At 35.0% G+C, this 12,874-nt stretch carries 10 protein-coding genes; 9 read left to right on the plus strand and 1 reads right to left on the minus strand.

Features of this window, described 5'->3' with window-relative positions; genetic code table 11:
- Positions 1-5 precede the first annotated feature (5 nt).
- The 7 genes from CP363_RS07790 to CP363_RS07820 all read left to right on the plus strand — a co-directional run bounded on the left by CP363_RS07790 (position 6) and on the right by CP363_RS07820 (position 8,965).
- On the plus strand, positions 6-1,184 hold the full coding sequence (locus CP363_RS07790) for a phosphatidylserine decarboxylase family protein (RefSeq protein WP_223845429.1): 1,179 nt from the start codon (positions 6-8) through the stop codon (positions 1,182-1,184).
- A 136-nt stretch (positions 1,185-1,320) separates the two neighbouring features.
- Positions 1,321-1,656, plus strand: coding sequence for an EbsA family protein (locus CP363_RS07795; protein WP_098036087.1), 336 nt, complete (start codon positions 1,321-1,323; stop codon positions 1,654-1,656).
- Complete coding sequence (locus tag CP363_RS07800; RefSeq protein ID WP_098036088.1) at positions 1,656-3,332, plus strand: formate--tetrahydrofolate ligase; 1,677 nt, start codon at positions 1,656-1,658, stop codon at positions 3,330-3,332. Before CP363_RS07795 ends, CP363_RS07800 begins: the two co-directional genes overlap by 1 nt.
- A gap of 5 nt (positions 3,333-3,337) precedes the next feature.
- Complete coding sequence (lspA, locus tag CP363_RS07805) at positions 3,338-3,802, plus strand: signal peptidase II (protein WP_098036089.1); 465 nt, start codon at positions 3,338-3,340, stop codon at positions 3,800-3,802.
- Positions 3,795-4,706 carry an RluA family pseudouridine synthase gene (locus CP363_RS07810; protein WP_089143487.1) on the plus strand — a complete coding sequence of 304 codons (912 nt, stop codon included), beginning with the start codon at positions 3,795-3,797 and terminating at the stop codon, positions 4,704-4,706. Before lspA ends, CP363_RS07810 begins: the two co-directional genes overlap by 8 nt.
- Before the next feature lie 4 nt (positions 4,707-4,710).
- Positions 4,711-5,766 (plus strand): carbamoyl phosphate synthase small subunit, encoded by a 1,056-nt coding sequence (locus CP363_RS07815; RefSeq protein ID WP_013086377.1) that lies wholly within the window; start codon positions 4,711-4,713, stop codon positions 5,764-5,766.
- Positions 5,767-5,770: 4 nt separating this feature from the next.
- Positions 5,771-8,965 (plus strand): carbamoyl phosphate synthase large subunit, encoded by a 3,195-nt coding sequence (locus tag CP363_RS07820; RefSeq protein WP_098036090.1) that lies wholly within the window; start codon positions 5,771-5,773, stop codon positions 8,963-8,965.
- A gap of 74 nt (positions 8,966-9,039) precedes the next feature.
- Here CP363_RS07820 and CP363_RS07825 read toward each other — a convergent pair whose 3' ends face one another.
- Positions 9,040-10,731, minus strand: coding sequence for an NFACT family protein (locus CP363_RS07825; protein WP_013086379.1), 1,692 nt, complete (start codon positions 10,729-10,731; stop codon positions 9,040-9,042).
- 282 nt (positions 10,732-11,013) lie between these two features.
- On the opposite strand from CP363_RS07825, the gene CP363_RS07830 reads away from it, so the two are divergent.
- Together CP363_RS07830 and CP363_RS07835 are read left to right on the plus strand one after the other, a co-directional pair.
- Positions 11,014-11,430: a MarR family transcriptional regulator gene (locus tag CP363_RS07830; protein ID WP_005719632.1), complete on the plus strand. Its 417-nt coding sequence runs from the start codon at positions 11,014-11,016 to the stop codon at positions 11,428-11,430.
- 69 nt (positions 11,431-11,499) lie between these two features.
- Positions 11,500-12,378, plus strand: coding sequence for a DegV family protein (locus tag CP363_RS07835; protein WP_013086380.1), 879 nt, complete (start codon positions 11,500-11,502; stop codon positions 12,376-12,378).
- The last annotated feature ends 496 nt before the right edge of the window (positions 12,379-12,874 follow it).

Here is a 12,874-nt window from a genome sequence, read left to right on the forward strand (position 1 = left end):
GGAAGGTGATTAAGTATAGTAACTGGACAATTGGTAGTTTTAGTGAATACAATGCCCCAGAAATTCAAGGTTATACTCCAAATCGAAATGCCAAAGCTGTTGAAGTTGTTAAACATGGTGATCACTTTGAACCTATTAAGATCACGTACATTTCACTAGGTTCAGACACTGATGATACGAAAACTGGTGATTATCCAGGAAATACAACAGGACTAGTTGGTACCCCGATTAATGCTATTTTAGACTATCCAATGGGGACTAAAGCTGGTTACGTTCTGTTTAATGATCCCAAAGTTAATGCACGATTTAGAAATATCCTTAATTATTGGGGAAGATATTTACAATCGGAAGATTCAACTTATGTGTTGAATACTTCAGACAAGGGTTGGTTATCTAATACTGCACTAAATGAGATGGCTAAAGAAGCTAAAGGTGACGATTTCTTAGATTTATTTAACTGTCGATCAAATGATGTAAAGCAAAAACTAGGTTTTAGATCATGGGATGACTTTTTCACTAGAACTTTTAAAAACGACGTTAGACCAGTAGTGAATGCTGATGATCCAAATGTAATTGCCAACGCGTGTGAATCTGCTCCATTTAGAATTGCTAGAAATGTTCCTTTGAAAAATAAGTTTTGGATCAAGGGGCAACCATATTCCTTGCTTGATCTACTTCATAATGATCCTTGGACTTCTAAATTCGAGGGTGGCACTATTTATCAGGCATTTTTAAGCGCCTTAAGCTATCACCGTTGGAACAGTCCAGTTAGTGGTAAGATTGTTAAAGCATATCACATCAATGGTAGCTACTATGGTGAAGCGTTAAGTCAAGGTTTCGAAAATCCAAATGGTGCTGATCCAGTAGCTGCTAATGACTCACAAGCCTTTTTAACTTCAACTGCAACACGTGCTGTAATCTTTATTCAAGCTGATAACCCTAAGATAGGCCTGATGTGCTTTGTAGCCGTAGGTATGGGAGATGTATCAAACAACGAAATTACTGTTCGTATTGGACAGCATGTCAAAAAAGGTGAGCAATTGGGCATGTTCCACTTTGGTGGTTCAACACATGTCTTACTGTTTCAACCGACAGTTGATTTAGACTTTAATCTTCACGGTCAAAAACCTGGCATCGATTCAAGCAATATAAAGGTTAGAGACGAAATAGCAGTAGTAAAGTAAATAAATGTGATAGAGGATTGGACTTATATTTAATTGCTGTAAGTTCAACCCTCTTATTTTGATTAAATCTTTGATACAATAGACATGATTAAATAAATAGGGTGTGATCTAAATTCTAAAATCTAAACGGCATTTCATGTTTCTAGGAGTTGCAGGAATTATCTATTATTCTTGGCTCTTAATCGTTCTATTTATCGCCTTTATTTTGGGCTATGAAGGGAACAAAGCAATTAGTATACCTGGAATAGTAGTTGGTATCATTTTTGTGATTTTGACGATTTGTACTTGGACTTTTTCTTATTTACAAAAAGATAAGGATAAGTTAATCCTTAAGTTACCATATCGTTCAAAAGTAAAAATTGATCAAATGACTTTACATGCAAATTGGCACAACTTTCAGATTTATCAATTAAAAAGTGATTACCAAAACTATTCAATTTTAATGATGTCTAGAAAGAAGAATAAACAATAATGAAGTCAGATATTGAAATCGCACAAGAAACCAAAGAATTACCAATTAATGAAATTGCTGCTAAGGTTAACTTAAAGGCAGAGGATTTAGAACCTTATGGCTATGATAAGGCTAAGATCAATTGGCAGGCTATCAATCGAATTCGTAGTGGCAAGAAGTTGGGAAAGTTAGTGCTTGTCACCTCCATTTCTCCTACTCCCGCTGGAGAAGGTAAGTCAACGATTACAATTGGCTTGGGGGATGCAATTCACAATCAGTTGCACCAGAATACGATGATCGCCTTGCGTGAACCTTCGATGGGACCTGTTTTTGGATTAAAAGGCGGTGCTACAGGTGGTGGGAAAGCACAAATCATCCCTATGGAAGATATCAACCTACACTTCACAGGAGATATGCATGCTTTAACTGCTGCAATTGACACACTTGCAGCTTTAGTTGATAACTACATCTACCAAGACAATAGCCTAAATCTTGATCCTGACCGAATTTTACTTAAGCGTGGGCTTGATGTTAATGACCGTGCTTTAAGAAAAATCACGGTTGGTCAAGGCTCTAAATTCAATGGTGTTGAGCACCAAGCTAGTTTTGCTATTACTGTTGCTAATGAATTAATGGCAATTCTCTGTTTAGCAACAGATATCAACGACTTAAAGAGTAGAATTGGTGATATGCTAGTTGGCTACACTAAAGATGATGAGCCGGTTTATGTTAAACAGTTAGGATTCCAAGGTGCAATTGCTGCACTATTGTCTAATGCGCTGAAGCCTAACTTAGTACAGACCTTGGAACACACACCAGCATTAGTGCACGGGGGGCCTTTTGCTAATATCGCGCATGGAGCCAATTCCGTCATTGCGACAAACTTGGCTTTGCATTTAAGCGACTATGTATTAACTGAGGCCGGCTTTGGTAGTGATCTTGGTGGGCAAAAGTTCATGGACTTTGTCTCAAGACATCTGGACAAGACGCCCGATGCTGCAGTAGTTGTAGCAACTGTTCGTGCATTGAAGTATCAAGCTTTAGGCTCAACTGATCACTTAGATGAAGAAAACCTAGATGCTTTAAAAGAAGGTTTTAAAAACCTCGAGCGTCATATGAACAACATGCGTTCATACAATGTGCCGGTCATCGTGTTAATCAATCGTTTTGCTTCAGATACTGACCAAGAACTTGCTTTGCTTAAACAATTAATTGAAGAACAAGGTATTAATGCTGAAGTAGTTACTTATCATGGCGAAGGTTCTAAGGGTGGTGTAGAAGCTGCTCAAGCTGTTGTTGATTTGGCTAACTCTGGCAAGGCAGATTTAACTCCAACTTATGCAGATGATGACGATGTTAAAGACAAAATTGAAAAAGTTGCTACTAAGATCTATCATGCTGCAAGCGTTGAATATAGCAACAAAGCTGAAAAACAAATCTCTGAATTACGAAAATTAGGTAAAGCCAACTTACCTGTAATTATTGCTAAGACTCAATATTCATTCAGTGATAATAAAAATGAGTTAGGTGCTCCAACTGATTTTAAGCTTCATGTAAAGGGAATTAGTTTAAAAAATGGAGCTCGTTTTATCGTAGTCACTACTGGTCACGTGCTAGATATGCCTGGTTTACCTAAGCATCCTGCAGCCTTAGACATTGACGTTGATAACAATGGTAAAATTAGTGGATTATTCTAAAAAATATGCAATTTTTATATTTAATTATTTCATTAGTTGTCGTTCTTGCTGATCAAGGACTAAAAAATTATATTGTTGCTCATTATGCTATAGGAGAAGTACACCAGATTATTCCTGGAATTCTTTCTTTTAATTATCTACAAAATAATGGCGCGGCTTGGAACATTTTAACTGGTCAAATGTGGCTTTTTTACATTATCAGTATTATTGCCATTAGTGTTTGCTTGTATTTTCTTTTTAACAAAAAGTACAAGAATACCTTGTTTGATGCGGGTTTAGTCCTCATCTTAGGTGGAATTGTTGGTAATTTTATTGATCGTTTGCATTTAAAATATGTAGTTGATATGCTTCAGCTTGATTTTGTTCACTTCAACATTTTTAATATTGCGGATTCCGCAATTACTGTTGGAGTAATCCTTGTGTTCATTTACTTAATTTTTATTGAAGGTAAGGAAGAACAACATGACTAAAGAATATTCACTTGAAGTAAAAAACGAAAAGGGACGTTTAGATAAGTTCGTTTCAGAACAAATTCCTGATCTATCTCGAACTAGAGTTAAAGAACTGGTTAAAGACCAAAATATCCTAGTTAATGGCAAAGTCGAAAAAGTATCTTATAAGATTCAGGCGGGAGATAAAATCGAAGTTAATATTCCAGCGGTTAAACCGTTAGATGTTATACCCGAAAATATTCCACTTGATATCGTGTATGAAGACGATGATGTCATTGTAGTTAACAAGCCTCAAGGTATGGTAGTGCATCCCGCACCAGGTCATCCAGATCATACTTTAGTAAATGCGTTGTTATATCACACCAAGGCCTTAGCACAATCACCAGAAGGATTTCGTCCTGGAATTGTCCACCGGATTGATAAAGATACATCTGGTTTATTAATGATCGCTAAGACCGCCAAGGCTCGTGAATCATTAGAAGATCAATTGGCTCATAAGACTAACAAACGTCTTTATTGGGCAATTGTTCATGGTAATTTTGCGGAAAAAAATGGGGTAATTGATGCACCAATTGGTCGCAATCCATATGACCGCAAGAAAATGGCGGTAGTTGAAACAGGCAAAAAAGCTATTACTCACTTCAAGGTGCTTGAGCAGTTCAAGGATTATAGCTTAATTGAGTGTCAGCTTGAAACTGGAAGAACCCATCAAATTAGAGTTCATCTTGACTATATTGGACATCCGGTTGCAGGAGACCCATTATACGGTCCACGTAAAACCTTGAAAGGTCATGGTCAATTTTTGCATGCTAAAGTATTAGGATTTAAACATCCAAGTACTGGCGAATGGCTAGAGTTTAGTGTAGAACCACCACAAATTTTTCAAGAAACGTTGGCTCAACTAGAACAAACAAGTAAGTGATAATATGAAACGGTATTTGATTTTAGAAGATGGCAGTTCATTTCCAGGTGAAGGAATTGGTGCCAGTATTATTTCAACCGGTGAATTAGCAATTCAAACGGCTAATTTTGGCTACCAAGAAGCATTAACAGATCCTACTAATGCTGGTAAAATTTTGGTCTTTACTTCACCAATGATTGGTAATAACGGTATTAATGCCATTGATTATGAAAGTATTGATCCCGTAGTTAAAGGGATTATTGCTAACGATATTGCATTAAATATTTCAGATAGTGAAAATTTTGAAGATTTAAGTTCTTTTTTGAAAGAAAAGAACATCCCTGCAATTTTCAAAGTTGACACTCGTGCTTTAGTTCATCGTCTAATGGAAGAAGGTACAATTAAGGCTTCGATCATGGATACTAATGACGAGCATGCCTTTGATCAGATTAAAGCACTAGTTTTACCTAAAAATAAATCTGCGACTGTTTCAACTAAGAATGCATATGCATCCCCTAATGTTGGACGAACTGTAGCTGTGCTAGATCTTGGGCTAAAGCACTCAATGCTGCGTGCTTTATCTTTACGAAAAGTAAATACGACAGTTTTACCATACAGTGCCAGTCCGATTGATATTGAAAACTTACGTCCTGAAGGAATAATTATTTCAAATGGGCCAGGAAAACCAGAAGAAGTAATTAATCAGCTAACGCCAGTTTTAGATCATTTTTATGGTAAGTATCCAATTTTAGGAATCGGATTAGGTTTTTTAACTTTGAGCGATTATCTCGGCTTTGAACTGGTTCAATTACCACAAGAATTTGATGGTATTAATTATCCAGTGATTGAACAAAATAGTAATGCTATCTGGCAAACAGCGATGAATATTGACCAACTAGTGTTGCCTGATAGTGTGAAGATGAATATGAATCGTGAATACTTTGATCTACACAGTGAACTGATGGCGGGCTTCTGGAACAGTAAGGACAAATTGATCGCCACTGCTTTTAATCCTGAAGGAGCACCAGGCACTAATGATGCAGATGAAATTTTTGATTATTTTTTACAGATGATGGGGTAGTTATATGCCATTAGAAAACGATTTAGATAAAGTTTTAATTATCGGATCAGGCCCTACTTTAATCGGTAGTGTAGCAGAAATGGATCTTATGGCAACAGAAGCAATTGATGCTTTGACAGAAGAAGGCATTCAAGTTGTGCTAGTCAATCCTAATCCAGCTACAATTTCAACTGATAAAAAACCTGGTGTAACAGTCTATCTTGAACCGATGACTCTCGACTTCCTGAAAAGAATTCTACGGATGGAAGAGCCAGATGCAATTATGACAGCTTATGGTTCAACTAATGGTTTAAAGGTTGCACATAAGTTATTACAAGATGGCATTTTAGAACAAATGGGAATTCAGTTACTAACATTGAATTCGCGTGCTCTACAAATGGGGAATCAACAGAAAAAGACAGAGTTGCTTACTAAGCTACATATTGATACCGGGCAATCTTGGGAACTTAATCAGAGTATTCAGGATAATTTAGATAATGCGCTAGAAAGCATTAACGACAAAGTCACTTTTCCCGTATTAGTTACTAAGTACAACCGTTTTGTACACAACGAACATTTGCAATTTGCAAATCCTACCGATTTAATCAGTTACTTTAAAGAAGAAAAGCAAAATGATAATTTTACATGGAAGAATTATCGCTTAACTGAAGACTTATCTAGTTGGGAAGAAGTAATTGTTGACGTAATCCGTGATAAGGATGGCAATTTAGCTTTTATCAATTTTGCGGGATCTATTGAAGCTGTAGGTATTAATTCAGGTGACTCTGCAGTTGTGATGCCATCATTAACCCTAAACAATGATCATATTCAAGAGTTAAGAATAACCGTTAGAAAAATCATGTCTAATCTTGATCTCATTGGATTTGCTAGTTTTCATTTTGCGATTAAACACCATGGAACTCAAATTCGATCTAAGCTTTTGACGATTCGTCCGCGTTTGACGCGAAGTTCTGTTTGGGCTCAAAGAATTGGAATGTATGATGTGGGATATGTCGTTAGCAAAGTTGCTATCGGTTATCGACTGAATGAGATTACCGATCCTCTATCTGGACTTAATGCCTCAATTGAACCCACCTTAGATGCAGTAGCAATTAAAATGCCATATTGGTCATTTGCTGAATCCGGTTATAACCACTATTTGCTAGGAAGTCGCATGCAAGCAAGTGGAGAAGCAATGGGTGTAGGGCGTAATTTTGAAACTGCTTTTCTGAAAGGCTTAGATGCAACTATTAATTTAGAATTGGGTTGGCATGCTTTTATAAAAGAAAAAGAAAAATCCACTGCAGATATTTTGAATGATTTGGCACATCCTGATGAATTGCATTTAGTTAAATTATTAGCCGCAATTGATCAAGATATTCCATATTCTGAATTACAAAAAGTAACACATTTGCATCCGGTTTATTATCAGAAATTGCTTCACATTGTAAGACTTGGCAAAAAGTTATTACAAGAGAAGGAGCAGCCTTCGCGTGATTTGCTGCAAGAAGCTAAAGACTATGGATTCTTTAACCCATTATTAGCTAAGATTTTACAAAAATCAGTTACTGAAGTTCGCTCTTTGATTAATAAAATTGACTTGCAGCCATCATATTTGAAGATCGACGGCTCAGCAGGTGTATATAAACCTAATGTTTGTGCTTACTACAGTGCATATGATGTTCAAAATGAAGCACAAGCTTTAAATGCTGAAAAAAAGATCTTGATTTTGGGCATGTTGCCGCTTCAAGTTTCGGTTACTAGCGAGTTTGACTATATGATTGCTCACGCAGCCGATACTTTACATAAGTATGGCTATGTTACTGTGCTTCTATCAAATAATGACGAATCGATTTCATCAAGGTATAAGAATATTGACCGAGTTTATTTTGATTCCATTACAGTTGAAAATATTCTAACTGTTGCTAAAAGAGAAAATATTTCTGATGTATTAGTTCAATTTTCTGGCAAAAGAATCAGTGCATTGAGTAAAGAGTTGGAAAAATGTGGTTTGCACGTTATTGGGCAAAAGGCAAATGACGATCCGCGGGATAAGATTACTACTTTGCTTGATCAACAATTTACTACCTTAAAGCGGGTCCCGGCATTAAATAAAACAACTGATACAGACCAGGTTTTCGCTTTTGCTTCTAAATATGGTTTTCCACTTTTAATTGGTGGTATGAATAAAGAAAACAAGCAAAAATCTGCAGTTGTTTATGATGTTCCTGCAATAGAGAAATATTTAGCAGAAAACCAACTTGATCAAATAACTATTTCTCGCTTTATTGAGGGACACAAATATGAGGTAACGGCTATCTCTGATGGTACCAATGTAACTTTGCCCGGTATAATTGAACATCTAGAGCAAACAGGTTCGCATGCCTCTGATTCAATTGCAGTGATTCAGCCGCAAAATTTAACCGAAGAGCAGCAAAAAAAGATTGAGCAAGAGTCAATTAAATTAATTAAGCAGCTGAAAACAAAAGGTATTTTTAATCTGCACTATTTATTCGTTGATAATGACCTATATCTATTGCAAATTAAACCATATGCAGGTCATAATGTAGCATTTTTATCAAAATCACTAGATAAGGATATCACTACTTGTGCTACAGAAGCTTTAATTGGCAAAAATTTAGCAGAGCTAGGATATCCTAATGGTCTATGGCAAAACAGCGATTTTATTCATATTAAAATGCCAGTATTTTCATTTCTTAATTATTCAAGTGGTAATACTTTCGATTCAAATATGAAATCCTCAGGTTCTGTAATGGGTCGAGATACTCAACTAGCTAAGGCTTTATACAAAGGATATGAAGCAAGTGATTTACATATTCCAAGTTATGGAACAATCTTCATTTCAGTCAGAGATGAAGACAAGAATCGCGTGACCCAACTAGCTCGCCGATTTGATCGCTTGGGTTTCAAATTAATTGCGACCGAAGGAACAGCTAATATGTTTGCGGAAGCTGGGATTACTACTGGAGTAGTGGAGAAGGTTCATAAAGACCCTAGAAATCTACTAGATAAAATTCGTCAACATAAGATCGTCATGGTTGTTAATATTACTAATTTGTCTGATGCAGCTAGCGAAGATGCATCGCGCATCAGAGATGAAGCGCTGAATACACATATTCCTGTTTTCTCAAGTATCGAAACGGCGGAATTGATTTTAGACGTTCTAGAATCATTGGCTTTAACTACTCAACCTATTTAATAAGCAAAGCAAAATGCAAAGTCGATATGACTTTGCATTTATGAGAATCATTGAACTAACTAGTTCGATGATTTTTATTTTTCAATTTTTTTATTCATAATTTCCTTTTCTTCAGGAGTTACTTCAATTGAATTTTGTCCAGTGTAGATTACAAATCCTGGTTTAGCACCATTAGGCTTTTTCACACGCTTGTCTTGCACATAATCAACTTGTACGTGAGCGGAATTTTTAGCCTTAGAAAAGTAAGCTGCAATCTCAGCCGCTTCTTTAATATCTTGATCAGTAGGCTGATCATCGCGTAAGATCACATGTGAGCCTGGCATATTCTTAACATGAAACCAGTAATCAGATTTATTAGCTTTTTTAAGAGTAAGCCAATCGTTTTGATAGTTGTTTTTACCAACCAATACGTGTTTACCAGATGAAAGTTTAAATTCATTTAAATTGCGTTCAGTGATTTTCTTCCTACGCTTATTTTTCTTTTGTTTACGTAAATATCCTTGATTAATCAATTCATCTGTAATTTGATCAATATCCTGTGGATCCGCATTGTCAATAGCTGTTTGAATTGAATCAAAGTAACGAATATCATCCTTAGCAATACGAAGCTGTTCATTAATGTGCTTAATAGAATCACGTAACTTTTTGTAACGAGTAAAATACTTTTGCGCATTACGAGCAGGGGAGAGAGCAGGATCTAATTTAATCTCTAATGGAGCATTATTTTCGTAATAGTTAGGTAATGAAACTTTAGTCATTCCAGGTTTTACTTGAGCCAAATTTGCATTTAAAATTTCGCCTTTAATTCTATAGCCCTCTGAATTTTCAGCAAGATCTAATTGCTTCTCAAGTTTTTTAACTTTCTTAGTTAGTTTATTTTGCTCATTCTTAACTACACGTTCAACTTGTCCTGCACGCTGCTTAACCCAATCACGTGTTGCCTGATATTCATAAAATTCATCTAAGCCAGCATTCAGATCTGGATTAGAGCTTTCTTTCTCTAAATCTAAATGATAGGGCAAATAACAAAAAATCTTACGCTTATTTCTAGGTGTTTTTAAAATAAAAGCACGCGGATTGTCAAACTGATTAAAAAAGGTCTTAAAAGATGAATAAGTGTAATCGTCTTCAAGATAGCCTAATAATTCAGTTCGATCATCTTTATCTAAGCCATCCATTTTTTGAGCAATTTCATTAGGCTGGTTTTCACTACTTAATTGTTTAAATTCACTTTCTGATAGAGTCAACCCATTTAATCCTGGTTTTAGTGGGGGCAACTCATATTTTGCTTTTGGCAGTAAAACACGCGCTCTATTTTCATCAGGATTAATTCGCTTAAGTAAATCAATAATGTGATTGTCTTCTTGATTATAAAGGATGACATTACTATGACGTCCCATTAATTCTACAGAAAGCATGAGCTTGACTTGATCACCAAGTTCATTTCGATTACTAAAATGAAAGTTGACAATTCGACCTAAGCCAACTTGCTCAATCGATTGCAAAACTGAACCTTCTAAGTATTTTCTTAAAACCATGACAAAAATAGGTGCTTTATCAGGATTTGCAATGTTTTGTTTAGTCAAATACATTCTTGGATATTGTGCATTGGCCGAAATTAAAAATTGATAATTCTTTCTATCTTTTCTAAAAATTAAGACTAGGTCTTGATCAAATGGTTGATAAATTTTTGATAAGCGACCACCTACCAGAGTAGGGACTAAGTCTTTTAATAAACTATGGATAAATAATCCATCAAATGCCATAAATATCACCTCAAAGTTCGTGTAATATTATATCAATTTTTAGTCAGATTCTAAAATGATTATATTTATAAGTTATAGCTAATCATAATTAAAGCCTACAATACAGTAGTAAATGTTTCACGCTAAGTCTGCTATATCATTCAGTTGTATATTACAACATAAAAAGTGCATTGTATTATACAATATTGCTGATAAATTAGCCTTTTGGTATTATCAAATGTAATATTAAATGATAAAATACAAGTATATAGTAATCTACATTGGAGAAAAAGGACTATACGAATGGATGTATTATTTTTTAGTACGATCGCAGATCAAGTGAAAAAAGAAATAAATCACAAATGTGGCTTAAATATTTCACAAACTCGAATTTTGCTATTTTTTGATGAAAACAAAAATCAAGCATTAGCGATGGGGAAGCTGGCAGAAGCGCTTAATATTTCATTATCAACCTTAAGTCGTCAATTGCAGCAAAAGAAGACTATGAGCTTTATTAATATCACTAGATCGGAAAAAGATTCAAGCAAGATTGTGAATCTAAGTGAAGCTGGCGTGACTAAAGCTAAAGAACTAAAAAAAACTCTGACTAAGATTGAGAATTTATTATTTGTCTATTTTGACAGAGATGCTGCTAATTTATTTATTAAGCAATTAAATCAAGTCGCTGATACTTCTATGACCCTAGAAAAAATGGAATAGGGTGCGTGATAGGTGCCTTTTATGCTATAATTTTTCTATGCTAAATTAGATATGGGAAGGGTTAATAAATTGAAAATTGCATTAGTTACTGACAGTACTAGTGTCTTAACTGATCAAGAAGTTAAAAATAATGATATTAATGTAGTTCCTATTCCTGTCATCGTAGGTGATAAGGAATATTCAGAAGGCGTTAATATCACTTCCACCCAGCTTTTTGAGATGGAGAGACAAGGTGCTGCTTTTCCTAAAACTTCACAGCCCAGCATGGGTCAAATGATAGAATTATGTAATAAATTACACGGAGAAGGCTATGAAGCTATTATCGCTATCACTTTGTCCAGTGGTATCTCAGGCTTTTATCAAAATATGGTAAATATGGCACATAACAATCCTGAATATAATTTATATCCATACGATTCTAAGATGACAGTTAGATTGCAAGGCTACTTGGTGTTAGCTGCCGCAAGAATGATAAAAAATGGTATGGAACCAGAGGCTATCTTAAAGAAATTAGATGAGATACGTAAGACAATTGATGAATTCTTTGTAGTAGATGATCTTAAAAACTTAAGTCGTGGTGGCCGTTTAAGCAATGCCGGTGCTTTTATTGGGACAATGCTTCAAATCAAGCCTTTGTTAACTTTTAATGATGAAGGAAAAATCGTTGCTTTTGATAAGATCAGATCATTAAAGCGTGCTGTTTCTAAGGTAGAAAAATTAACTTTAGATAAGACAGCAAATTTGCCTTATAAAGATAAGCTCCGCTTGTTTGTATTTCACTCAAATGATTTAAAGCAAGCGGAGCAAATTAAGCAATTTGTTAATGAAAACTTTCCAGATAAGCCAGTTGATGTAGCTGAATTTAGTCCAGTAATCGCTACACACTTAGGAGAGAAATCAATTGCAATTGCATGGATGGTTGATATTGATAAGCTCGAATTAAAATAAGAACAAATAGCCATAGACCATAGTACAAACTATGGTCTTTTTTGTTTACCCTTTTTACGATAATAGATTTGTAATTAAAAAATTACAGTTGAGATACTAGTGCTGAATGTCATAGTAAAATTGCTATAATAGGCAATAGTAATATAATTATCGCAAAAATATAGGAATTAATTTAATAACTGTTTTACTATAGTGCTTATTTTAATGTTCTTTTTATGTTACAATCATTTTTAAATCAAATTATAGAAATTCGAGGAAATGCATATGGAGACCGTAAAATAGTTTGTGTAAGGATGAATATTTCCTTAATTTTATTTCCCTGAATATTAGAAAAAGGAATCCTTTTCCCGTATGATTGATTTGAACGAAAAACATACTAGAAAAGAGATTCCTTCATGAATGATTTTACCAAAGATATGGCTAATGCTCTATTCAATCAGGATAAAATTAATGATTTATTTAGACAAAAGCTCCAACAGGCTGTCAATGACCTGCT

The organism is Lactobacillus sp. UMNPBX12, from assembly GCF_002553955.1.
GTDB classification, from domain to species: Bacteria; Bacillota; Bacilli; order Lactobacillales; family Lactobacillaceae; genus Lactobacillus; species Lactobacillus crispatus.